The 23,933-nt window shown below is 74.7% G+C and carries 19 protein-coding genes; 12 read left to right on the top strand and 7 right to left on the bottom strand.

The window, feature by feature from the left end:
- Positions 1–109: 109 nt before the first annotated feature.
- The 6 genes from ACGFI2_RS19925 to ACGFI2_RS19900 all read right to left on the bottom strand — a co-directional run bounded on the left by ACGFI2_RS19925 (position 110) and on the right by ACGFI2_RS19900 (position 7,654).
- Positions 110–814, bottom strand: a complete 705-nt coding sequence (locus ACGFI2_RS19925; protein WP_393518980.1) for a DUF998 domain-containing protein — start codon at positions 812–814, stop codon at positions 110–112.
- Positions 815–861: 47 nt separating this feature from the next.
- Positions 862–1,041 (bottom strand): DUF6104 family protein, encoded by a 180-nt coding sequence (locus tag ACGFI2_RS19920; protein WP_393518978.1) that lies wholly within the window; start codon positions 1,039–1,041, stop codon positions 862–864.
- 64 nt (positions 1,042–1,105) lie between these two features.
- Entirely contained in the window at positions 1,106–4,843 is a 3,738-nt protein-coding gene (locus ACGFI2_RS19915; RefSeq protein WP_393518975.1) for a multifunctional oxoglutarate decarboxylase/oxoglutarate dehydrogenase thiamine pyrophosphate-binding subunit/dihydrolipoyllysine-residue succinyltransferase subunit, read from the bottom strand.
- A gap of 256 nt (positions 4,844–5,099) precedes the next feature.
- The gene (locus ACGFI2_RS19910) at positions 5,100–5,924 is read right to left on the bottom strand and encodes an ABC transporter permease (RefSeq protein ID WP_393518972.1); all 825 of its coding nucleotides are present in this window, start codon (positions 5,922–5,924) and stop codon (positions 5,100–5,102) included.
- Positions 5,921–6,862 carry an ABC transporter ATP-binding protein gene (locus ACGFI2_RS19905; RefSeq protein WP_393518969.1) on the bottom strand — a complete coding sequence of 314 codons (942 nt, stop codon included), beginning with the start codon at positions 6,860–6,862 and terminating at the stop codon, positions 5,921–5,923. The genes ACGFI2_RS19910 and ACGFI2_RS19905 overlap by 4 nt, the downstream gene beginning before the upstream one ends.
- A gap of 135 nt (positions 6,863–6,997) precedes the next feature.
- Positions 6,998–7,654 (bottom strand): hypothetical protein, encoded by a 657-nt coding sequence (locus ACGFI2_RS19900; RefSeq protein ID WP_393519303.1) that lies wholly within the window; start codon positions 7,652–7,654, stop codon positions 6,998–7,000.
- Between the two features lie 160 nt (positions 7,655–7,814).
- Between ACGFI2_RS19900 and ACGFI2_RS19895 the strand changes: the two genes are divergently transcribed.
- The 8 genes from ACGFI2_RS19895 to ACGFI2_RS19860 all read left to right on the top strand — a co-directional run bounded on the left by ACGFI2_RS19895 (position 7,815) and on the right by ACGFI2_RS19860 (position 16,293).
- Positions 7,815–8,594 carry a GNAT family N-acetyltransferase gene (locus ACGFI2_RS19895; protein ID WP_393518966.1) on the top strand — a complete coding sequence of 260 codons (780 nt, stop codon included), beginning with the start codon at positions 7,815–7,817 and terminating at the stop codon, positions 8,592–8,594.
- 80 nt (positions 8,595–8,674) lie between these two features.
- A complete protein-coding gene (locus ACGFI2_RS19890) occupies positions 8,675–9,478 on the top strand; it encodes a lysophospholipid acyltransferase family protein (protein ID WP_393519301.1) in 804 nt (267 codons plus the stop codon).
- Between the two features lie 106 nt (positions 9,479–9,584).
- On the top strand, positions 9,585–10,424 hold the full coding sequence (locus tag ACGFI2_RS19885) for a DUF4097 domain-containing protein (protein WP_393518964.1): 840 nt from the start codon (positions 9,585–9,587) through the stop codon (positions 10,422–10,424).
- On the top strand, positions 10,421–11,041 hold the full coding sequence (locus ACGFI2_RS19880) for a PadR family transcriptional regulator (RefSeq protein WP_393518961.1): 621 nt from the start codon (positions 10,421–10,423) through the stop codon (positions 11,039–11,041). Before ACGFI2_RS19885 ends, ACGFI2_RS19880 begins: the two co-directional genes overlap by 4 nt.
- Positions 11,042–11,105: 64 nt before the next feature.
- Positions 11,106–11,807 (top strand): response regulator transcription factor, encoded by a 702-nt coding sequence (locus ACGFI2_RS19875; RefSeq protein WP_393518958.1) that lies wholly within the window; start codon positions 11,106–11,108, stop codon positions 11,805–11,807.
- Positions 11,804–13,360, top strand: coding sequence for a sensor histidine kinase (locus ACGFI2_RS19870; protein WP_393518955.1), 1,557 nt, complete (start codon positions 11,804–11,806; stop codon positions 13,358–13,360). Before ACGFI2_RS19875 ends, ACGFI2_RS19870 begins: the two co-directional genes overlap by 4 nt.
- A gap of 62 nt (positions 13,361–13,422) precedes the next feature.
- Positions 13,423–14,976: a trypsin-like peptidase domain-containing protein gene (locus ACGFI2_RS19865; protein WP_393518952.1), complete on the top strand. Its 1,554-nt coding sequence runs from the start codon at positions 13,423–13,425 to the stop codon at positions 14,974–14,976.
- A gap of 255 nt (positions 14,977–15,231) precedes the next feature.
- Positions 15,232–16,293: a glycosyltransferase family 4 protein gene (locus tag ACGFI2_RS19860; protein ID WP_393519300.1), complete on the top strand. Its 1,062-nt coding sequence runs from the start codon at positions 15,232–15,234 to the stop codon at positions 16,291–16,293.
- A gap of 7 nt (positions 16,294–16,300) precedes the next feature.
- On the opposite strand, the gene ACGFI2_RS19855 is transcribed toward ACGFI2_RS19860, so the two are convergent.
- A complete protein-coding gene (locus ACGFI2_RS19855; protein ID WP_393518949.1) occupies positions 16,301–17,764 on the bottom strand; it encodes a serine/threonine-protein kinase in 1,464 nt (487 codons plus the stop codon).
- Positions 17,765–17,939: 175 nt separating this feature from the next.
- Here ACGFI2_RS19855 and ACGFI2_RS19850 point away from each other — a divergent pair, with 175 nt between their 5' ends.
- The 4 genes from ACGFI2_RS19850 to ACGFI2_RS19835 are packed head-to-tail and all read left to right on the top strand — an operon-like array spanning position 17,940 to position 23,901.
- Positions 17,940–18,773 carry a patatin-like phospholipase family protein gene (locus ACGFI2_RS19850; RefSeq protein ID WP_393518946.1) on the top strand — a complete coding sequence of 278 codons (834 nt, stop codon included), beginning with the start codon at positions 17,940–17,942 and terminating at the stop codon, positions 18,771–18,773.
- A complete protein-coding gene (locus tag ACGFI2_RS19845) occupies positions 18,773–19,795 on the top strand; it encodes a 1-acyl-sn-glycerol-3-phosphate acyltransferase (protein ID WP_393518943.1) in 1,023 nt (340 codons plus the stop codon). Before ACGFI2_RS19850 ends, ACGFI2_RS19845 begins: the two co-directional genes overlap by 1 nt.
- Positions 19,796–19,852: 57 nt before the next feature.
- Entirely contained in the window at positions 19,853–20,173 is a 321-nt protein-coding gene (gene cutA / locus ACGFI2_RS19840; RefSeq protein ID WP_358032031.1) for a divalent-cation tolerance protein CutA, read from the top strand.
- 47 nt (positions 20,174–20,220) lie between these two features.
- Entirely contained in the window at positions 20,221–23,901 is a 3,681-nt protein-coding gene (locus ACGFI2_RS19835; protein ID WP_393518940.1) for an SCO7613 C-terminal domain-containing membrane protein, read from the top strand.
- Positions 23,902–23,933: the final 32 nt, after the last annotated feature.

The raw sequence follows: 23,933 nt of genomic DNA, 5'->3' as shown, positions 1-23,933 counted from the left end.
CGGGTCCTTGTACCCGGACCCCCGCCCGCGTCGATCTTGCGGTTGCGGCCCGGCGGATGCCGGAAAAGCGGCCTTCGCCGGTGCGGCAACTGCAAGATCGCGGAGGGGATCACGCGGGGGTGGGAGAGCGGGGGTCCGGCTCGGTGACGTCGAGGCCGTTGAGCGGTTCGGCGGCGCGCAGCAGGGCGTCGCTCTTCGCCACCCAGGCCGCGCCGAAGGCGAACACGGCGAGCGTCTCGCACCACAGCACCGGCTTGACGGTGTGGCGGACGTCGTCCGGAAGCTGCGTGCTGGCCAGCGCGATCGCGATCGCCAGCACGATCAGCCCGCCGCACACCCGGTAGAACACCACCGCCGAGCGGCGCGGCGGCACGCCTGCGGGGTCCGGGCGGACGAACAGGACCAGGCAGAAGATCGCGAGCAGGGCGAAGAGGCCGGCGGCCGCGATCTGGTGCACCAGGCCGGCCGTGCGGTCGAGCCCGTCGACCGTGGCGGCCGGCACGCCGGTCGCGGTGGGGAAGAGGGCTACCGTGATCGCCAGGACACCGGCGACGGTGCCCAACAGGTCCTCCGGCCGGCGGTAGCGGTAGCCGATCAGGAAGACGCCGACGGCGCACATCGAGCCGACGAAGACGTCCCGCATCTCGGAGTGGTAGTAGCCGCTGAGCGAGTCCAGCAGGGTGGGTCGCCGGGTGGCGGCGATGTGGCCGACCACCAGCACGACGGGCAGCGCGAGGCCGACCGATCCGACACCGAGGCGCAGGTGGCGCACCGTCAGCGCGTCCTGCGGCGGTTTGTGGCTCCCGGGGTTCATACCTCAACAGTGGACGTCACGCAGCGGAACTAGTCAAACGCGAACCGTCACTCGTCATCCTCGTCGTCGAGGCGGGCCAGCCAGGTGGCGAACCGCTCGACGGGGGTCTCGAACTCCGGGTTCAGGTCGACGAAGTCGCGCAGGCGCTCGGCCAGCCACTCCAGGCTGACCTGCTCGTCGCCCCGGCGCTCGACCAGCTCCTCGATGCCACGGTCGGTGAAGTACACGGTCGTCCTCTCGTCGTACGGCAGCGGCCCGCCCCGGTGCCGGGACGGGCCGCTGCCGGCGGTGTCACGGGCGGGGAAGAGCCGCCTCGATCAGCGCGTTCTGCTCGACCTCGTGCATCTTCGCCGAACCGACCGCCGGGGCGGCGGCGGCCGGCCGGGAGATGCGGCGCAGCCGGACCTCGGGCAGGTGCTCCAGCAGGTTGAGCGCGACGAACGACCAGGCGCCCTGGTTGGCCGGCTCCTCCTGGACCCAGGCGAAGTCCTCCGCGTTCGGGTACTGCGCCAGCGCGGCGCGGACCTCGTCCACCGGCAGCGGGTAGAGCTGCTCCATCCGGAGGATCACGGTGTCGGTGACGTCCCGCTCCTGGCGGGCCTGGAACAGGTCGTAGTAGACCTTGCCCGAGCAGAGCAGCACCCGCTTCACCTGCTCCGGCGCCGGGGCGCCGATGTCGCCCAGCACGGGCTGGAAGGTGCCGGTGGTGAAGTCCTCCACCGACGACACGCAGAGCTTGTGCCGCAGCAGCGACTTCGGCGTGAACACCACAAGCGGCTTGCGCTTGGGCGACAACGCCTGGCGGCGCAGCAGGTGGAAGTAGCTCGCCGGGGTGGTCGGGACGGCCACCCGCATGTTGTCCTCGGCGCAGAGCTGGAGGAACCGCTCCGGGCGGCCGGAGGTGTGGTCCGGCCCCTGGCCCTCGTGACCGTGCGGCAGCAGCAGGGTGACCGCGGAGCGCTGGCCCCACTTCACCTCGCCGGAGGAGATGAACTCGTCGATCACCGACTGGGCGCCGTTGACGAAGTCACCGAACTGGGCCTCCCAGGCGACCAGCGCGTTGACGTTCTCCACCGAGTAGCCGTACTCGAAGCCCATGGCGGCGTATTCGGACAGCAGCGAGTCGTGGATGAAGAAGCGGGACCGCTCGCCGTCGGCGGTGAACGTCTTCAGCGGCAGGTAGTCGTCGCCGGTACGGGCGTCGACGATCGAGGCGTGTCGCTGGACGAACGTGCCGCGGCGCGAGTCCTGCCCGGCGAGCCGGACGGTCACGCCGTCGTGCAGCAGCGCGCCCAGCGCGATGATCTCGCCGAAGCCCCAGTCGATGTTGCCCTCGACGGACATCTTCCGGCGCCGCTCCAGCAGCTGCTGGATCCGCTTGTGCGGGGTGAAGCCCTCGGGCAGGTTGACGTGCGCCTCGCCGATCGCCTTCACCACGGACGCGTCGGTGGCGGTGTCGACCTGCGGCTCCGGCTCGTCCTCCCGCTTCGGGCGGCCGAGCTGGCGCGGCGTGGTGGCGGCGTCCCGGGTGGCCTTGAAGACGCGTTCGAGCTGGGCCTGGTAGTCGCGCAGCAGCTCCTCGGCGTCCTCCACGGTGATGTCACCGCGCCCGATCAGCTCCTCGGTGTAGAGCTTCCGGACCGACCGCTTCGAATCAATGATCTTGTACATCTGCGGGTTGGACATCGACGGGTCGTCGCCCTCGTTGTGCCCGCGCCGGCGGTAGCAGACCAGGTCGATCACGACGTCCTTGTTGAACGCCTGACGGTATTCGAACGCGAGCCGGGCCACCCGGACGACCGCCTCCGGGTCGTCGCCGTTGACGTGGAAGATCGGCGCCTGGATCATCCGGGCCACGTCGGTGCTGTAGAGGCTGGACCGGCTGTATTCCGGGGCGGTGGTGAAGCCGACCTGGTTGTTGACCACCACGTGCACGGTGCCGCCGGTGCGGTAGCCGCGCAGCTGGGACAGGTTGAGCGTCTCGGCGACCACGCCCTGCCCGGCGAAGGCGGCGTCACCGTGCACCGCCAGCGGCAGCACGGTGTAGCCCTCCAGCTTGAGGTCGATCCGGTCCTGCTTGGCTCGGACTATGCCCTCCAGCACCGGGTCGACGGCCTCCAGGTGTGACGGGTTCGCCACCACCGACACCTTGACCGCGTGCTCGCCGTCCGGGGTGGTGAACTTGCCGTTCTGGCCGAGGTGGTACTTCACGTCGCCCGAGCCCTGCGTGGACCGCGGGTCGAGGTGCCCCTCGAACTCGGAGAAGATCTTCTCGTACGGCTTGCCGACGATGTTGGCCAGCACGTTGAGCCGGCCGCGGTGGGCCATGCCGATGACGACCTCGTCCAGCCCGGCCTCGGCGGAGGACTCCAGCACCTCGCCGAGCAGCGGGATCAGCGACTCGCCGCCCTCCAGCGAGAAGCGCTTCTGGCCGACGTACTTGGTCTGCAGGAACGTCTCGAACGCCTCGGCGGCGTTGAGCCGGTTGAGCACGTGCTTCTGCTCGTCGGAGCCGGGCTTCTCGTACTTGCGCTCGACCCGCTCCTGGATCCAGCGCCGCTCCTCCGGGTCCTGGATGTGCATGTACTCGATGCCGACCCGGCGGCAGTAGGAGTCGCGCAGCACACCGAGGATCGAGCGCAGCTTCATCCGCTGCTTGCCGGCGAAGCCGTTGACCGGGAAGACCCGGTCCAGGTCCCACAGCGTCAGCCCGTGCTGGAGCACGTCCAGGTCGGGGTGCTTGCGGATCTCGAACTCGAGCGGGTCGGTGTCGGCCATCAGGTGGCCGCGCACCCGGTACGCGTGTATCAGCTCGTGCACCCGCGCGGTCTTGTTGATCTGGCCTTCGCTGTCGACGGCCACGTCACGCATCCAGCGCACCGGCTCGTACGGGATGCGCAGCGAGGTGAAGATCTCGTCGTAGAAGCCGCGTTCGCCGAGCAGCAGCTCGTGCATCACCTTGAGGAACTCGCCGGACTGGGCGCCCTGGATGATCCGGTGGTCGTACGTGCTGGTCAGCGTGATGACCTTGCTGATCGCGTTCTCGGCCAGGGTGGCCTCGCTCATGCCCTGGTAGGGGGCCGGGTATTCCATCGCGCCGACGCCGATGATGGCGCTCTGCCCCCGCATCAGGCGGGGGATCGAGTGCACCGTGCCGATGCCGCCCGGGTTGGTCAGCGAGATGGTGGTGCCGGAGTAGTCATCCATGGTCAGCTCGTTGCGGCGGGCGCGCCGGACCACGTCCTCGTACGCCTGCCAGAACTGCCGGAAGTCCATCTGCTCGCAGGCCTTGATGGACGGCACGACCAGGTTGCGGGAGCCGTCCGGCTTGGCCAGGTCGATGGCGATGCCCAGGTTGACGTGCTCGGGGCGGAGCATCGCCGGCTTGCCGTCGACCTCGGTGAAGGAGTTGTTCATCTCCGGGTGCTCGATCAGCGCCCGGACCATGGCGTAGCCGATGAGGTGGGTGAAGCTGACCTTGCCGCCGCGGCCCCGGGCCAGGTGGTTGTTGATCACGATGCGGTTGTCGACGAGCAGCTTCGCCGGGACCGCGCGCACGCTGGTGGCGGTCGGCACGGTGAGCGAGGCGTCCATGTTCTGGACGATCTTGGCGGCCACACCGCGCAGCGGGGTGGTGCCGGCGGTGCTCGCGGCCGGCACCTTGGCGGCCGGCCTGGCCGGGGCCGCCTTCTTGGCCGGGGCCGCCTCGGCGGTCTTCGGCGCCGGCCGGGCGGCGGGCTTCTCGGCCGGCTTGGCCGGCGCGGCCTTGGCGGGAGCCGGCTTCTCGGTGACCCTGGCCACCGCCTCCTGCTGCTCGGCGGGCTCCGGCCTGGCGGCCGGCTTGGCCGGCTTCTCCGGACGCGGTGCGGCGGCGCCGGGCGCCGGCCGGTAGTCGGCGAAGAAGTCGTGCCAGGCCGAGTCGACGCTCGATGGGTCGGCGAGGTAGCGCTGGTACATGTCCTCGACGATCCACTCGTTCGGGCCGAAACCCGCCAGTGGGTTCTCCTGCGATGTCTGCTGGGTCGACACGGCCGCTAATCGCCTCTTTCACGCGGTTGTGAATGTCACGCGGTGGGCCCCGTGCCCGGTTCGCCGGCACAGGGGACGGATCCCAGGCTACGCCGTGCGATTGCCGCAGGCATTCTCGCCTCCGGCTGGTGGCCCGTTTCACAGAAGATGCCAGAAGTTCGGCAAACGCTACGTGTGCAGGCGACTCCTGCTAGACGGCACCAGGCCCCGACCGGTGACGCAGGGTCACCGGTCGGGGCCAGGGTCGGTCGGTGGCTCAGGAGATGTCGCGCCGCCGGATGGTCAGCACGCCGATCACGCCGGTCACCACCGCGTAACCGATCAGCACCGCGGCGCCCGCCCAGCGCGGCGGGTTGCCGGGGATCTCGACCCCGCTCACCATCAGCGAGGAGGCCAGCGACGGCACCAGCAACTGGAGTTCGTTGATCCAGTCACCGAACCGCGACGCCAGCAGCCCGATGGCGATGGCCGCGCCGATGGTGCCGCCCAGGTAGAGCAGGATGCCGGTCACGGTCGCGCCGATCTGGCTGCGGATCAGCACGCCGAGCCCGACACCGAGCACCGACCAGAGCAGGTAGGCCAGCCCGTTCAGGGCCACCGCGCGCCACACCGCCCCGCTGTCGAGATGCGAGCCGACGTCGGTGGCGTTCAGGATCAGCGGCGCGAAGATCAGGTTGAGCACCGTGGTGGCGATCCAGAAGAACAGCGCCAGCACGCCGGCGGCGGCCAGCTTGGCCAGCATCACCGCGGTGCGGTGCGGCGCGGTGAGGAACGTGGTGGTCACCGTCTGGTGGAAGAACTCGCTGGTCACCACCACGATGCCGAGCAGCATCACGATGAGCAGGCCGAAGAACTGGCCGTTGGTGTAGAGGTTGGCGGCGATGCTGTCGGCGCTCGAGACCGCCTGGACCTGGTCGGCCTTGTCGGCCGGCACGTCGCCCACGTTCCCGCTGGCCAGCGCGTCGGTCTGCAACCAGTTGAAGCCCAGCGCGAGCGCCCACAGCGGCAGGCTGATCAGCCCGAAGATCCACCAGGTGCTGGTGGTACGGATCTTGAGCAGTTCGGATCGGACCAGCGTCATCGGATCTCCGCCTTTCCGGCCGTCAGCTCCAGGAAGACCCCTTCGAGGTCCGGACGTTCGGTGGTCAGCTCGTGCAGCTCGACCTTCGCGGCCAGCGCGATCCGGCCCACGGTCGGCGCGTCCACGCCGCTGACCAGCAGCGCGCCGTGCGGGTCGGCGTCCACCGTGGCGGACTGCTCGCGCAGCGCCGCGGTCAGCTCGTCCGCCTGGGGGGTGCGCACCCGGATCCGGGCGCCGTGCGTCATCGAGCCCATCACCTGCTCGACCGGCCCCTGCCGGATCAGCTTGCCGGCCGCGATGATCACTACGTCGTCGGCGAGCAGCTGCATCTCGGAGAGCAGGTGGCTGGAGACCAGCACCGTGCGCCCCTCGGTGGCCAGGCCCTTGAGGAAGCCGCGCATCCAGCGGATGCCCTCCGGGTCCAGGCCGTTCGCCGGCTCGTCCAGGATCAGCACCTGCGGGTTGCCGAGCATCGCGGCGGCGATCCCGAGTCGCTGCTTCATGCCCAGCGAGTAGCCCTTGAACTTGCGCTTCGCCGCCGGGGAGAGCCCGACCAGGGCGAGCGCCTCGTCCGCCCGCTCCTTCGGCAGCCCGGCCGCCGCGCAGATCACCCGCAGGTGGTTGATGCCGGTGCGGCCCTTGTGCGCGCTCGATGCCTCCAGCACCGCACCCACCGTGCGCAGCGGGTCGGTCAGGTCGGCGTACCGGTGGCCGCCGATGGTGGCCGTGCCGGCGGTCGGCGTGACCAGGTTGAGCAACATGCGCAGCGTGGTCGTCTTTCCGGCGCCGTTCGGGCCGAGGAATCCGGTGACCCGGCCCGGCTCGACGGTGAACGACAGATCGTCGACCGCGCGGACGTTCTTGTACTGCTTGGTCAAGCCGGACACGATGATCTGGCCGGTCCCGGCACTGGGGCGTGGTTGCCCGTCGGACATCATTCTCCTCTCCTGCCCCGGCGCGCTCGACGCACGCCGGTGGGCGCCGTTGCGGGGGCGCCCCGCACAGCCTTCCAACCCGCCGCAAGCGGGTCAATCAGGCGGGATGTGTACGCGCCGTCCTCCTCAGGGAGGAGATCACCCGGTCGGCAGCGCGACCCAGGTGGCACGGGCCCGGCCGAGCAACGCGCCGTCCAGACCGTACAGGCTGGTGTGCACCTCGGCCTTCCGGCCCTCGCGGCCGACCGCGAGGCCGGTCACCACGCACGCGTCGCCGGGCCGCGGCAGCGCCGTGACCTGCGCGGCGATCCGACCCAGCACGTACGGGCGGCCGGCGGAGAGCACCGCCCACCCGCCGGGGCAGTCCAGCGCCGCCCAGACCGTGGCGGGCACCACCTCGGCCGGGGCGCGGAACGGCGCGGCGGTCCGCCCGTCCGGCAGCCGGCCGGGAAAGATCCGCAGCCCGTCCGGGTGGTCCGGGCCGCAGACGTAGCAGCCGGGGAACGGGTGGTCCACCAGCCCGGGGTACGCCCGCGCGGCGTCCTCGGCCGTGGCCGGGTCCACCGGCGGCACCACCGCGTCGACCGGCTCGACCCGACGCACCTCGGCGACCAGTCGGCCCTGCGGGTCGCGCACCTCGCCGTCGGCGGCGGCCAGCGGGGTGTCCAGCGGCGGCGGCCGGCGCAACGTGACCTCCACCGGCCCCCGGTCGTCGACAAGCGCGGCGAAGATCCCGGCGCTCCAGCCACCGTTGCCGGAGCCGTCCGGTCCGTGGAAACGGGCCTCGACCAGCACGTGCACCTCCGGGTTCGGGGCCGCCGGCGCCGCCGCCGGTGGTCGCCCGGCAGCCTCGCACACCCGCCGTCCCCGCTTCGCACGCCACCGCCGACGGGCGTTCACCGGATCGACACCCCTCACCCCGGGTACGGCAACCCGCGGCCCTTACACAGGACCCATGGCCGTTCTGCACGCCGCTGGCGCACCCATCACGACCAGCGGTTATACCCTGCTGATCGCCGACGACCCGACCCTGGTCGCGGCCGCGCAACGCCTGCGCCACGAGGTGTTCGCCGGTGAACTCGGCGCCTCCCTGCCGCCCGGGGCCGCCGGGCTCGACGCCGACGAGTTCGACGCGCACTGCGACCACCTGGTGGTGCTCCGCGAGGGTACCGGCGAGGTGGTCGGCACCTACCGGCTGCTGCCGCCCGGCCGCACCGACCGGCGGTACGCCGACGGCGAGTTCGACCTGCGCGCGCTGGCCCCGCTCCGCCCCCACCTGGTCGAGGCCGGCCGCTCCTGCGTGCACCCGGACCACCGCACCGGCGCCGTGATCAACCTGATGTGGGCCGGCATCTGCCGCTACCTGCACCTGCGTGGCTCCCGCTGGCTCGGCGGCTGCGCCTCGGTGCCGGTCGCCGACGGCGGGGTCGCGGCCGCCGAGGTGTGGGCACAGGCCACCGACCGGCACCTCGCCCCGCCGCCGCTGCGGGTGACCCCGCGCCGGCCCTGGTTCGCCGAGGCGCCGGCCGCCGCCGTGCCCGCCCCGCTCACCCCGGCCGAACGCCGAGGGCTCGTCCCGCCGCTGCTCCGCGGTTACCTGCGGCTCGGCGCCTGGGTGGCCGGCGAACCGGCGTACGACCCGGACTTCGGCTGCGCCGACTACTACGTGCTGTTCTCGCTGGACCGGATGAACCCGCGCCACCTGCGGCACTTCCTCGGTGAGGTGGGCTCGTGACGCTGCTCGTGGACGCCGCCCGCCCGAGCCGGGCCGGCGTCGCCGGTTTCCCGGCCGGCGTCCACCCGCCCGGCGACGGGCTGTGGCGGCCCGCCTCTGGCTGCGGGCCGTGCTGCCTGCCCCCGCCGGCCGCGCCGGACGTGTCCGCCCCGCGCCGGGCCGGCCGGCTGCTCGGCGTACTCGGAATGCTCGTGGCCGGGGCCGGTCTGGCCGCGCTGCTGCCGGTGCTGCCGGCGGCCGACCGGCAGGCCGCGCTGCGCGGTTGGGCCCGGGCGACGCTCCGTGCCCTCGGCGTGCGGCTGGAGGTCCGGGGCCGGCCGCCGCGCCGCCGCGCGCTGCTGGTCGCCAACCACGTCTCCTGGCTGGACGTCCTCGCGGTGCTGGCGGTGTCGCCGGCCCGGATGCTGGCCAAACGGGAGGTCCGGGGCTGGCCGGTCATGGGCGCGCTGGCCGCCGTGGCCGGCACCGTCTTCGTGGACCGGGCCCGGCCGCGTGAGCTGCCGGCCACGGTCGCCCGGGTGGCCGACGCGCTGCGCGCCGGGCATCCGGTGGCGGTGTTCCCGGAGGGTACGACGTGGTGCGGCGCGGCGGCCGGCTGCCGTCCCGGCCGCGGCTTCCGTCCGGCGATGTTCCAGGCGGCGGTGGTGGCCGGCGCGCCGGTGGTGCCGCTGACCGTCGCCTACCGGTACGCGGGCGACCCGAGCACGCTGCCCGCCTTCCTCGGTGCGGAGACGCTCTGGGCGTCGGTGCGCCGGGTGCTGGCCGCCCGGGACCTGACCGTGGCGGTGACCGTGGCCGCCGCGCTGCACCCGGCCGACGGCGCGGACCGCCGGCTGCTGGCCCGCGCCGCCGAGGCCGCGATCCACCTGTCGCGACCCCGGTGAGGCGCGGTCGGAGACGCGACACAGTCTTGTTGAGTCGCGATGTATCGCGTTATGCTCCTCCCGTGACTCGACGTGTCGGGCGACACGTCGTCGAGGGGAGGACGCCATGGCCAGCTGGACGGTCGACGGCCCGCAGCGGATCACGTTGGACGAGCCGGTCACCCGGCTGGACGTCCGGCTGGTCAGCGGCCGGCTCAACGTGGTCGGCACCGACGGTCCGGCCCGGGTCGACGTCACCCGGATCAGTCGCCGGCCGCTCGTGGTCGAGCTGCGCGACGGGCGGCTGAGCGTCCGGCACGAGCGGTTTCCCCGCTGGCCGGGCGTGCTCTGGTGGCTCGGTCAGCTCCGCCGCCGGTTCCGCGCCGAGGTGTCGGTCGCCGTGCCCGCCCAGGCGCTGGCCGACCTGCACCTGGTGGACGGCGCGCTGGTCGCCTCCGGGTTGCGCCGCGACACCCGGGTCGACGTCACCTCCGGCCAGGTCACCCTGATGGGGCTGCGCGGCCGCACCACCGCCAAGGTCGTCTCCGGCCCGGTGGAGGCGCTCGGCATCGGCGGCGACCTCGACCTGGAGACCGTCTCCGGCGAGCTGATCCTGGCCGACAGCGCGCCCGAGCGGGTCCGCGCCCACGCGGTCTCCGGCTCGATCACCTGCGACCTGGACAATCCCCGGGGCAGCGAGATCCGGCTCAGCGCCATCTCCGGCAGCATCACCGTCCGGGTCCGCGAGGACAGCGACCTCAGCGTGCACCTGCACACCACCTCCGGCCGGATCACCAGCGGCTTCCCGCAGATCTGCGGCGGCCAGCACGGCTTCGGCGCGGTCAAGGACAGCCACGGGGTGCTCGGCGGGGGCGCGGGTAAGCTCTGGGCGTCCGCGACGTCGGGCAGCATCGCGCTGCTGGCCCGCCCGGTCACGGACGTCGACGATCAGGAGGACCTGCCGTGACCGCCGTGTTCAGCCACGGGCGGCTCCGGCTCTACCTGCTCAAGCTCCTCGACGACGGTCCCAAGCACGGCTACGAGCTGATCCGTCTGCTGGAGGAGCGCTTCCTCGGGCTCTACGCGCCCAGCGCCGGCACCATCTACCCCCGCCTGCAACGGCTGGAGGTGGAGGAACTGGTCACCCACACCGCGGCGGGCGGGCGCAAGGTCTACGAGATCACCGAGGCCGGGCGCGCCGAGCTGCGGCAACGCGCCGACGAGCTGGCCACCCTGGAGGCCGACATCAGCGCCTCCGTCGAGGATCTCTCCGCGCTGGCCGGCGAGATCCGCACCGAGGTACGCGGCTCCGCGCGCGACCTGAAACGCGAGCTGCGCGAGGTGGCCCGGCAGACCCGGCAGGGCCGCTGGACGCCGCCGCCGACCGTCCGGTCCGGCGGCAACGGGGGCGCGACCCGGCCCGCCGGGTCGCCGCTGCTCGCCGAGTTCGACGAGCGGCTGGCCGCGTTCACCGTCGAGGTCGGCGCGCTGGTCCGGGCCGGGCGGCTGAGCGACAACCAGCTCCGCACCGCGATCCGGCTGCTCGACGGCGCGCTCGACGGGCTGCGGCGACTGCTCCGCTGAGCTCACAGGTTGTTTCCAGCTTCCGCCCAGCGCGACCGCAGCCGGAGCGCGGATGATGGGAGCCATGGCGGCTACCCAGACCGAGGCCCGACTTCTCGTCGTCGAGGACGATCCCAACATCCTCGAACTGCTCTCCGCGAGCCTGCGCTTCGCGGGCTTCGACGTGGCCACCGCGACCAGCGGCAGCGCGGCGCTGCACGCCGCCAAGGACCACCGGCCCGACCTGGTCGTGCTCGACGTGATGCTGCCCGACCTCGACGGCTTCGAGGTCATCCGGATGCTCCGCCAGGGCGGCACGCGTACCCCGGTGGTGTTCCTGACCGCCCGGGACGCCACCGACGACAAGATCCGAGGGCTGACCCTGGGCGGCGACGACTACGTCACCAAGCCGTTCAGCCTGGAGGAGCTGACCGCCCGGATCCGGGCCGTGCTGCGGCGCACCGCGACCGGCGAGCAGGCCCCGTCCCGGCTCACCTTCGCCGACCTGGAGCTGGACGAGGAGACCCACGAGGTGCACCGGGCCGGCCAGCGGGTGCAGCTCTCGCCGACCGAGTTCAAGCTGCTGCGCTACCTGATGCTCAACGCCAACCGGGTGCTCAGCAAGGCGCAGATCCTCGACCACGTGTGGAACTACGACTTCCGCGGCGACGACAACATCGTCGAGTCCTACATCTCCTACCTGCGGCGCAAGGTCGACAACACCCAGCCCCGGCTCATCCACACCCTGCGCGGGGTCGGGTACGTGCTGCGCAAGCCGGCGGCGTGAACGCCCTCCACGACGCGAAGGGCTGGGTGCGCACCGTCCCGCTCCGCCTGAAGCTGGTCGCCTCGGTGCTCGCGCTGGTCGCCCTGGCGCTGGTGGTGATCAGTGGCCTGACCGCCTTCCTGCTGCGCAACTACCTGATCGGGCAGGCGGACGACCAGCTCCGCGGCGGCGCCATCAACGTGGCTCGCACCCTGGACCAGGCAAACGGCAACCCCGTCAAGGTCAACATTCCGTCCGACTACGTGGCCACCACGGTGGCGCCCGACGAGTCGCCCGCCGCGCCCGCGCGCTACGCCGGTCTGCGCGACGAGGAGTTGCCCCGGTTCCCCGCCGACTACGCCGGCTACAAGGACCAGGTGGGTGACCCGTTCACCGTGCGCTCGGAGGACGGCCGGAGCCGGTGGCGCATGTTGTACACCACCCTTCCGGACGGCCGGATCATCGCGTTCGGTCAGCACCTCACCGGCGTCGACGCCGCGGTCCGGCAACTCGTATGGATCGACCTGCTGGTCGGAGGGGCGGTGCTGATCTCGCTCGCGTCGGTCGGCGCGGGCATCGTGCGTACCAGTCTCAAGCCGCTGGTGGAGATAGAGCGGACCGCGGCGGCCATCGCCGGCGGCGACCTGACCCGGCGGGTGCCCGACCCGGAGGAGGGCCGGCCGTGCCCGACCTCCGAGCTGGGCCGGCTCTCCCGGGCGTTGAACGCGATGCTGGCGCAGATCGAGGCCGCGTTCACCGCGCGGGCCGCCTCCGAGGCGGCGGCGCGCAGCGCCGAGGTGGGCGCCCGGGACGCCGCCGCGTACGCGCAGGCGTCCGAGGCGCGGGCCCGCCGCTCCGAGGAGCGGATGCGGCAGTTCATCGCGGACGCCTCGCACGAGCTGCGGACCCCGCTGACCACGATCCGCGGCTTCGCCGAGCTGTACCGGCAGGGCGCGGCGCGGGCCCCGGAGCAGACCGCCGACCTGCTGCGCCGCATCGAGGACGAGGCGTCCCGGATGGGGCTGCTGGTCGAGGACCTGCTGCTGCTCGCGCGGATGGACCGGGAGCGGCCGATCGCGCTGGCCCCGGTGGAGCTGCCGGTGCTGGCGTCGGACGCGGTCGAGGCGGCCCGGGTGGTCGACCCGGACCGGCGGATCGAGCTGGAGCGGGAGCCGGGCGCGGGCCAGTTGGTGGTGCTCGGCGACGACGCCCGGCTGCGGCAGGTGATCGGCAACCTGATGACCAACGCGCTCACCCACACCCCGTCGGACGCCGCGGTGACGCTGCGGCTGCGGGCGGAGCCGGGGAACCTCGCCGTGGTGGAGGTTTCGGACACCGGCCCCGGCCTCACCTCGGAGCAGGCCGAGCGGGTCTTCGAGCGGTTCTACCGGGTGGACGCCGCCCGGACCCGCCGGGCCGGCCGGCCGGCCAGCACCGGCCTCGGCCTGGCCATCGTCGCCGCGCTGGTGGCGGCGCACCACGGCACGGTGGAGGCGGCGGAGACGCCGGGCGGCGGAGCGACGTTCCGGGTGAAGCTGCCGCTGCTGACCGAGGCGCCCGAGCCGGGCGAGTGACTTACAGAAAACATTCAGGCGGATCCCAGGCTGGTGACAGTGCCACGGGGAAAGCTGTAGGCATGACCGACCACGAGACCGAGCCGCAGCGGTCGCCGGCCCCCGCCGACGCCGAGCCGTCGCACCACACCGCCGAGCTGCCCCGCGCCCAGAGCGGGACATCGGACTCCACCCCGGCCGCCGCGTCGGTTCCGGCCGACTCCCCGGCCGCCGGAACCACCGCACCCGCCGACACCCCGGCCAGCCCGTACGCGCCCGCGTCCGGCGCGCCGGCCGGCCCGTACGGTCCGCCGGCCGGCCCGTACGGTCCGCCGGCCGCGACCCCGGCCAGCCCGTACGCCCCGCAGTACCCGGTCTCCGGGCAGCCGCAGCAGCCGCATCCCTGGTACGGGGGGCAGCAGCACGGCGGCTGGGCCCAGCAGGGCGGCGCCGGCTACCCACCGGCCCAGCACGCCGGCGGGCCGGTGCCTTCCTACCAGGCGCAGCCGGAACACCAGCCGTATCACCAGCACCAGCACCAGGCCGGCCAGCCGGTCCCGCCGTGGGGCCAGCAGCAGCCGGCGCGGCCGAGCCGGGCCGGCAAGTTCGTCGGCGCGGGCGCGCTGGCGCTGGCCCTGATGCTCGGCTCGGGCGTGGCCGGTGGCGCGCTGGCGCTCGCCCTCGACGACGGCGGCGGGATCACCCGCACCTACTCCGCCGCTCCGGTGATCAACAGCGCCGATCTGCCCAAGATCGCGGCGTCCGTGCAGGACAGCATCGTCACGATCATGACGGACAGCGGTGAGGGCTCCGGGGTGATCCTCAGCGCCGACGGGTTCGTGCTGACCAACAACCACGTGGTCGCCTCCGCCGCCGGCAACACCGTGAAGGTGGTCTTCGCCGACGGCAGGACCGCCTCGGCGAAGATCGTCGGGACCGACCCGAAGACCGACCTCGCGGTGGTCCAGGCCAGCGGCGTGAGCGGCCTGAAGGCGGCGAAGTTCGGCGACAGCGACGGCATGCAGGTCGGCGACCAGGTGCTCGCGCTGGGCAGCCCGCTCGGCCTGCAGGGTTCGGTGACCGCCGGCATCCTCAGCGCTCGCGACCGCACCATCTCCGCCGGTGAGGGCGGCCAGCAGCAGCAGAGCCCGCAGGGCGCCAGCTCGATCTCCGGCCTGCTGCAGACCGACGCCCCGATCAACCCGGGCAACTCCGGCGGCGCGTTGGTCAACACCCGGGGTGAGGTGATCGGCATCAACACCGCGATCGCCACCGCCGGGCAGGGCAGCAACGGCAACATCGGCGTCGGCTTCGCCATCCCGAGCAACAAGGCCAAGGACGTGGCCGAGAAGCTCCAGCGCGGCGAAAAGATCAGCCACCCCTCCCTCGGGGTCAGCGTGAACGCGGCCGAGGACGGCGGCGCGCTGGTCGCCGCCGTCACCCCGGGCAGCGCCGCCGAGAAGGCCGGGCTCCAGCGGGGCGACGTGATCACCAAGTTCGGTGACAAGCCGGTCAACGACTCCAACGACCTGGTCGGCGCGGTGCAGGCCGGCAAGGTCGGCGACCGGGTCGAGATCCAGTTCAAGCGAAACGGATCCGACGAGAAGGCAACCGTGACGCTCGCCGAGACGTCATAGTCCACGAGACCTGCCTCCCTCCCGGGCGGCGGGCGACGGAGCCAAGGGGGTTGGCTCCGCCGCCCGCCGCCCCTCCTCGTCTGCTCACCCGATGCGGGTGAGCCCGGCCGACCTGGCCGGCGGGCCGCCGTTTACCGCCTGCCGCCTCGGGAACCCGTCGCCGATCGGGTACGCCGGGGTACCAGCGGGGAGGGACTCGTGGCCGTGAACCAGCCGCCGTCCGAGCGCGCGCGGGCCGGGCCGCTCCGGATCGCGATGGTGGTCCCGCCGTGGCTGTCCGTGCCGCCACCCGGCTACGGCGGGCTGGAAACCCTGGTGGCCGGTCTGGTCGACACGCTCGTCGACCACGGGCACGCGGTGACGCTCTTCGGCGCCGGCACGGAGCACGGCACCGCCGCCGAGTTCGTCTCGACCTGCGCCGAGCTGCAGTACGACAGGCTGGGCGAGTCGCTGCCCGAACTGGCCCACCTGGCCCACGTCGACCGGCTGGTCGGCCCGGCGGACTTCGACCTGGTGCACGACCACAGCACCATCGGCCCGCTGGTGGCGGGCCGGCGTCGCGTCCCCACCGTCGCCACGGTGCACGGCAACCCGGTCGGCGAGTACGGCACCGTGCTGAGCAACACCGACCGGGGGGTCGGCCTGATCGCGATCTCGCACGCCCAGCGCCGGGCCAACCCCGGCCTGCCCTGGGTCGGCACGGTGCACAACGCGATGCCGCTGCGGGACTTCCCGCGCAAGCGGGCGCCGGGGCGCGGGCCGGTGCTCTGGCTCGCCCGGTTCAGCCCGGACAAGGGCCCCGACGTGGCGATCCGCGCCTGCCGGGCGGCCGGGTTGCCGCTCACCCTGGCGGGCAAGTGCAACGAGCCGGCCGAGCGCCGCTATCTCGAGCAGGTGGTGGAGCCGCTGCTGGGCGACGACGTCAGCCTGGTGGTGAACGCGGACCGCGAGGTCGTGCTGCGGCTGCTGCTCGAGGCTCGGTGCCTGGTCATGCCGATCCAGTGGGCCGAGCCGTTCGGCATGGTGATGGTGGAGGCGATGGCGACCGGCACGCCGGTGGTGGCGTTGCGCCGCGGTGCCGTGCCGGAGCTGGTCCGTACCGGGATCACCGGGCTGGTCTGCGACCACGCCGAGGAGTTGCCGGCGGCGCTGCGCGCGGCGGCCGACCTGGACCCCGCCGACTGCATCGCGCACGTGGCCCGGAACTTCTCGGTGGAACGGATGGCCGCCGACCACGAGGCGGTCTACCGGGGCTTCCTGGCCGGGCGGGCGACGGCGGACGGCCCCTGGGCGGTCGCCCCGCTCCTCGCCGGCTGACCGCTGCTCAGGCGCGTCCGGCCACCAGTGCCGCCGCGGCGGCGTCGAGCTGCCGCGCGTACCCGGGGGCGATGCTGCCCTCGCGCCGGCGCTCGACGATCTTGCCGCGGAGCCGTTCCACGGCGGCGGTCACCGCGCCCTCGTCACTCGCGGCCACCGCGTTGCGCAGCAGGTTGCGCAGGTCCACCCCGACGTCCTCGCGGATCTGACCGTCCGCCAGCCCGGCCTCGATCAGCCCGTCCACCCGCTCGGCCGGATCCGTCGCGTCGCCCGCCGGCGGCGTCGGGGCGGCGGTGGTCGGCGCGCCGGTCGGCTCGGTCGGCGCCGTGGCGGTCGGGTCCTGCGTCGCCGGCGGCGCGCCGGTGGGCGCCTCCACCGGCCCGGCGGTCGGCAGCACCCGCGGGTCGACCGGCCGGTCCGGGGTCAGCGCCGGCACCAGCAGCGCGGCGGCGGCGACCAGCACCACGCCGGCGCCCGCCAGCACCAGGCCCCGCCGCCGCGCCGGCGGGGACGGCGGCTCCGGGGGCGTGGACGTCGACGTCGACGGCGTCGGCGCCGACGCCGGCCGGGTCGGCGCGGACGTCAGCGCGGGCAGCGTCATCGTCGGCGCCAGCATGGTGGTCGCCTGCGGGTCGGCGGGCAGCAGCTGGTCACGCAGCGCGGCCGCGACCTGGTGCGCGGTGGGCCGCTGCCGTGGGTCGCGGGCCAGGCAGCGCAGGCAGATGTCCGCGACCGGCCGGGGCAGCCCCGGTACGCCGTCGAGCGTGGGCGGCGGGCTCTCCGCCAGCGCCGCGCTGAGTTGCTCCCAGGTGTCCGCCGGGTACGGCGGTTGGCCGGTCAGCGTCTCGAAGAGCAGCACGCCGAGCGAGTAGACGTCGGTGGCCGGCTGGGCCGGCGCCCCGTCCAGCCGTTCCGGCGCCACGTACGCCGGGGTGCCGAACGTGCCGCCGTCCTCGTCCTCGTCCGGCGCGCCGACCCGGGTGGCGATGCCGAAGTCGAGCACCTTCGCCCCGACGCCGGTCATCATCACGTTGGCCGGGGTGACGTCCCGGTGCACGATGCCGAGCCGGTGCGCCGCGGCCAGCGCCTCGGCCACCTGGGCGCCCGTCTCCACCGCCGTCGGCCAGGGCAGCGGGCCCTCGGTCAGCCGGTGTTCCAGCTCCTCGCCACTGAGCAGCTCCATCACCACGAACGAGGTGATCGAGCCGTCCGGGGCCACCGTCTCGCCGTAGTCGTGCACGGCGGTGACGTGCGGGTGGTCGAGCTGGGCGGCCGAGCGGGCCTCCTCGCGCACCATGTCGCGGAACCGGGCGTCGGCGGCGAGCGAGGGGGCGAGGACCTTCACCGCCACCACCCGGTCGAGGACCTCGTCGCGGGCCCGCCAGATCACCGACATGCCGCCGGCGCCGATCCGGTCGATGAGCCGGTACCGCCGGGCCAGCAGACGGCCGGCCTGGAGTGTCGCCTTCACCTCGCACCTGCCCTGGGCTCGGGAGCGCTATCAGGTTGCGGGAATGTGTCCGACCTGTCAACGGGCCTCGATCTCCGGTGGCGCTGCGCGCCGCCGCGATGGCGTGGGGTGACCGGCCGTCCGGCCCGGTGGCACCGGCGGGCCGGGCTGTGGGCCGCGTGCCAGGATGAACGGCATGGCAGGCGGTCCGGTGGCGTTCGTGCTCGGCGGCGGGGGAGTGCTGGGCGCGGTCGAGGTGGGCATGCTGCGTGCCCTGTTCCGCGCCCGGATCCACCCCGACCTGGTGCTCGGCACGTCGATCGGCGCGGTCAACGGCGCGCTGGTCGCCGCCGACCCGACCGAGTCGGTCACCGACCGGCTGGTCCGGCTCTGGGCCTCCCCGGAGGCGAGCGAGGTGTACGGCGACTCGGTCGCCCGGCAGCTACGCCGGTTCGCCGCGCGCACCCACCTGCACTCGCCGCGCCCGCTGCGCCGGCTGCTGGAGAGCGAGCTGGGCGAGGCGACCACGTTCGCCGACCTGGCCGTGCCGTTCCGGTGCTGCGCCGCGAACATCGAGCGCGCCGCCGAGCACTGGTTCTCCGCCGGGCCGGTGGTGCCGGCGGTGCTCGCGTCCGCCTCGGTGCCCGGGCTGCTGCCGCCCGCCCAGATCGCCGGGCAGCACTACATCGACGGCGGGGTGGTCAACTCGATCCCGGTCGGCGAGGCGGTGGCGGCCGGGGCGACGCGGATCTTCGTACTCCAGGTGGGCCGGATCGAACGCGAGCTGAGCCCGCCCCGCCGGCCGTGGGAGATCGCCCAGGTCGCGTTCGAGATCGCCCGAAGGCACCGGTTCGCCCGGGAGATGGCGGCGCTGCCCGACGGCGTCGAGGTGCACGTGCTGCCGACCGGCGGGCTGGACCCGCGCGACGACAGTCCCTGGGCATACCGGGACATGGCGGCGGTGGGGCGGCGGATCAGCCGGGCGTACACCGCCTCCCGCCGCTACCTGGACACCGCGCTGGACCGCTGATGCCGCTGCCACCCCGCTGGGTCCGCCGGCTGCTGCTCGCGCCGGGCGTCGTGCTGCTCGCCTTCGCCGTGGTGATCACGCTGCCGGGCTGGGCATTGCTGGCGCTGGCCGCGTCGCCGCTGGTACCGGGGCGGCTGCGCCCGCTGCGGCTGCTCTGGATCGGCGCCGTCTACCTGGTCTGGGACGCCGCCGCGCTGCTCGCCCTCTTCCTGCTCTGGCTGGCCTCCGGGTTCGGCCGGCACAAGCGGTCGCCGGCCTTCCAACGGGCTCACTACGTGGTCGCCGGCCGCTTCCTGCGGGCGCTGTTCTGGCAGGCCCGGTGGACGCTGCGGCTGAGCATCGACGTGGTCGGCACCGACCCGGACACCGCGCTGCCCGGCCGGCCCGAGCTGGTGCTCTGCCGGCACGCCGGACCGGGTGACTCGTTCATCCTGATCCACGCGCTGGTGAACTGGTTCCACCGGGAGCCCCGGATCGTGCTCAAGGAGAGCCTCCAGTGGGACCCGGCCATCGACGTGCTGCTCAACCGGTTGCCCAACCGGTTCATCGCGCCCGGCCCGGACGGCCGTGACTCGGCGGTGCGGCAGATCGGGCACCTGGCCACCGGCCTCGACGACGACGACGCCTTCGTGATCTTCCCGGAGGGCGGCAACTTCACCCCGTCGCGCCGGCTGCGCGCGATCGCCCGGCTGCGCGCGCTCGGCCTGGAGCGGATGGCGCTGCGCGCCGAGCGGATGCAGCACGTGCTCGCGCCGCAGCCGGGCGGTCTGCTCGCCGTGCTCGACGCCGCGCCGGACGCCGGGGTGATCTTCGTGGCGCACACCGGCCTGGACCAGATGCTCACGGTCGCGGACGTGTGGCGTGAGCTGCCGATGGACAAGCGGATCGTGATGCGGTTCTGGTCCGTGCCGCCCGAGGAGATCCCGGCCGGCAGGCAGGAACGGATCGACTGGCTGTTCGACTGGTGGGCTCGGATCGACAGGTGGGTGGCGGCGAACCGGGACGGCACGACCGACGCCTGAGCGGGCTTTCCCGCCCGGGTCCGGCGCGGCGGCCCGGTCGCCGCGTAGGGTGCGCTGGTGGAGCAGATCTGCGTGGTGACGACGGTGGTGGACGCCCGCCGGGTGGCGGACGTGTTGGCGGCCGCGGCCGTCGCCGGCCGCCTGGCGGCGTGTGCCCAGGTCGGCGGGCCGGTCGACAGCACCTACTGGTGGCAGTCGGCGATCCAGACCACCGCCGAGTGGTGGGTACGGTTCAAGACCACGCCGGACCGGGTGGACGCGCTTGTCGACCAGCTCCGCGCCAACCATCCGTACGAGGTGCCGGAGATCCTGGTCAGCCGGGAGGACAGCGGCAACCCCGACTACACGGCCTGGGTGCGCGAACACACCCGCCCCTAGGTACGCCTACTCTGTCCGCCCACCGTGCCGTCCGCGAGGCTGGCGGGGTGGAGAACACCGGCTACCCCTGCCCCGGTTGCGGCGCACCGGCCGACCTCGTCGTCGGCTGCCGCGCCTGCGGTCGCCCGCCCTACCCGCCCGCCGCCGAGGTGCTGCGGCTGGACCGGGAGATCGTCGCGTTGACCCCGCGGGTGGACGCGGCCCGGCTCGCGTACCAGGAGTTGTCCGGCCGGCTGTCCACGGTCCGCCAGCGGCGCTCGGCGCTGGCCGCCCGGATCCGGCAGGAGATCCCCGCCCCGCGCCCGGTCGCCGCTCCGGTGCCGGTGCCGGCCCGGCCGGCGCCGCCCGCCGCCGTCCCGGTGCGCCCCGGCGGCGCGGAAACCTCCACCCGGGCGGTGCAGGGCCTGCTTTTCGTCCTCGGTGGACTGCTGCTCGGCACCGCCGCGGTGGTCTTCACCGCGGTCGCCTGGGCGGCGTTCGGGGTGGCCGGCCGGGCGCTGATCCTGCTCGGCGTCACCGTGCTGGCGCTCGCCGCGCCGCTGCCGGCCCGGGCGCGCGGCCTGCGCGGCACCGCCGAGACGATCGCCGCGGTCGGGCTGCTCCTGGTGCTCCTGGACGGGTACGCGGCGTGGTCGGTGGACCTGCTCGGGGTGGCCGGCTGGCCGGGTAGCCGGTATGCCGCGCTGGTCGCGGCCGTGACCGGGGTGGTGGCGGCCGGGTACGCGCGGCTGAGCCGGCTCACCGCGCCGTGGTTCGCGGCGTGGCTGGCCGCGCAGCCGGTGCTGCCGCTGGCCGTGGCGGCGGCCCGGCCGACGGCGGCCGGCTGGGCGCTGGCCCTGACCGCGCTGGCGCTGGGCGACCTCGTGGTGGTGGTCGTCCTGCGCCGCCGGGTCGCCGGCGGCGCGTCGCGAGGGGGCGACGCGCCGCCGGTGGCGGCCGGTCCGGCGGCCCGGGCCGGGGTGGTGCTCGGCTGGCTCGGATACGGCGGGGCGCTGGTCCTGGCGGCCGGTTGCGCGCTGGTGCCGCTGGCCGTGGGCCGCGCCGCCGGTACCGCGCTGCTCGCCGGTGGCCCGCTGCTGGTGGTGGCGTCGGCCCTGGTGGTGGGCGCGTTCGCGGCCGGCGGCCCGGTGCTGCGCGCGGAGGCCACCGGACTGCTGGTGCCGGTGCTCGCCGCCGCGCTGGTGCGACCGGTCGCCGCCGGGCGGCCCGGGCTGCTGCTGCTCGCGGCCGGGCTGGTGGTGGCGGCGCTGGCCGGGGCGGTCCGCGCGCTGCCGGCCCGGCTCCGGACCGGTCCCCGGCTGGGGGCCCTCACCGTGGCCGCCGGCCTGGGGGCGCTCGCCGTGGTGCTGACCGGCCTGGTCGCCGCCGCCACCGCGATCGCGGCGTTCCCGGCCTGGCAGGGCGGCCGGGCCGTGCCGGTCCCGTCCTGGGGCTGGCAGTTGCCGCCGGCGCTGCTGCTCGTCGCCGGGGCGGTGGCGTTGCTCGCGCCCCGGGCCGCCCGGCCGCTGGTCGGGGTGCTCGCGGCCACGCTGACCGTCCTCGCCGCGCCGGCCGTGGTGGCCGTGCCCTGGCCGGCGGTGCTGGTCGCCGACCTCGCGGTGGCCGCCGTGCTGCTGCTGGGCGCCGTGCTCCGGCCACGCCGAGGCGCGGTCACCGTGACGGTCGCCGCGTCGACCGCCGCGCTGCTGGCCGGGCACGCGCTGCTGGTCGGCTGCGCGGCGCCGGCCGGCGCCGGTGCCGTGCTCGCGGTGACCGCCGGGCTCGGCGTGGCGGTGGCCGCGCTGGGCCGGCGCGGGTCGGGGGCGCAGCCGGTCGTCGCCGGGATCGCGTTGGCCGTGGCGCTGCTCGCCGTGCCGGCGGGCGTGGCCGTCGCGCTGTTCGGCCTGGGCGCGCCGCCCTGGTGGCAGTTGCGGGGCGGGACCGCCGCCGTCGTGCTGCCGGTGCTCGCCGTCGTCGCGGTCCGCCGCCGGTGGCCCGACCTTCGCCGGTACGCCTCGGCAGGACTCGCGGTGGCGCTCGCCGGGGTCGGCCTCGGGCCGCTGGTCGCCTCCGGCGGCGAGCCGGTGGGGCTCTACGCGGTGGCGGGGGCGCTGCTGGCGCTCGCGGCCGGTGGCGGGGCCCGCCCGCCGCTGGCCCTCCGGGTGGTCGGCGTGGTGCTGGCCGGCCTGGCGTTGCTGGCCGCCGCCCCGGCCGCGCTGACGGTGCTGGGGGGCCTGCCGGTCCGGCCCTGGTCGGGCGCGCCCGCCGGCACGGCGGTCCCGGTGGGGACGGGCCGCGCCGGGCTGGTGCTGCTGCTCCTGGGTGTCGCCGCGGCGGCGTACGCCCGGTCGGCGGCGACGCCTGCCCGGGCTGCTGCGGCGGGCCCGACCCGGGCTGCGGCGGGCCCGGCCGGGCCGGGTGCCGGTGCTCCGGCGTACGGCGGGGGTTCCGGCTGGTGGTTGTCGGCGCCGGCCGGGCTGCCCTTCGGCGCGGTGGCGCTGCCGGTGCTGCTCGCTGCGGCCGGCGCGCCCTGGCCGGTGGTGCCGGCGGTGGCGTTCGGGACCGGGCTCGCCGCGCTGCTGACCGCCGCGCTCGTCGGCGTGCGCGCGGTGCTGCCCGCTGGGGCGCGTCCGGAGGCGGGCGCCCAGGCGGTCGCGCTGCCCGGCGCGCGTTCAGCCGGGGCACCGGCTGCGCGCGCGGCGGCGGTGCTGCTGCCGCTGGGGGCGGTGCTCGGTGGCTTCGGGTTCGGCGGGCTGCTCGCCACCCGGGCCGGGACGCTGGTCGGGCTGGGGGCGCTGGTGGTGGCCGGCATCGTGGCGGGGATTGCGGGCCGCTCGCCCGGGGTCCGGCTCACCGGCTGGCTCGGCGCCGTGTCGGCGGCCACCGGCTTCGCGGTCACCGCGCCGCTGGCCGGCGGGCTGCCGCTGCGTACGGCCGGGTTCACGGTCCTGGCCGTCGCGGCCCTGACCCTGCACGCGGCGCCGGCCCTGCGGACCACCCCCGGGTTCGTCGATCTTGGACTTGTGGTCGTTGACGAAAGGCGCGAACCCGACAACGTGGGCGCCACAACTCCTGGATCGACGAGGCGGGTGGCGGCGGCGCTGGAGGGGGTGGCGCAGGGGGTGGCGCTGCTTGCGTTGCTGCTCACCGGTGGGGCGCTGCGGCACGCGGCGGGGGTGTGCGTGCTGTGGGGCGTGGCGGTGGCGGTCCGGGTGCTGCGCCGGGGCGAGACGCCCGCCCGGCGTCGAGGGCTCGCGGCGGTCGCGGCCGGCAGCGAACTGCTCGGTGGCTGGCTGCTGCTGGCCGCCGGTCAGGTGGCGGTGCTGGAGGCATACACGGTGCCGGCGGCGCTGCTCGCCCTCGGCGCCGGCCTGGTGGCGCTGCGACACCGGCCGGGGCTGACCAGCTGGCTGGCGCTCGGCCCGGGGCTCGCTGCGGCGCTGCTGCCCAGCCTGGTCTCGGTGCTGGCGGCGCCGGACCCGCAACCGTTGCGGCGGCTGGCGCTCGGCACGGTGGCGGTCGGCGCCGTGTTCGGTGGGGCGGTCCGGCGCTGGCAGGCGCCGGTCGTGCTGGGCGCGGCGACGCTGGTGCCGTTGGCGCTGCACGAGCTGGCCCGGGGGTGGGACCTGCTGCCCCGATGGATCTTCCTCGCGCTGGGCGGGTTGGCGCTGATCGGCCTGGCGGCCACGTACGAGCGACGCCGGCGCGACCTGGCGCGGCTGCGGGCGGCCGTCGCCCGGCTGGGCTGACCGGCATCGAACGGTGGACCCTGGTGGGGTGG

Source organism: Micromonospora sp. NPDC049282 (assembly GCF_043197045.1).
Lineage (GTDB): Bacteria > Actinomycetota > Actinomycetes > Mycobacteriales > Micromonosporaceae > Micromonospora.
The sequence above is the reverse complement of the archived record's forward strand: the minus strand, read 5'-3'. Positions and strand labels throughout refer to the sequence as shown.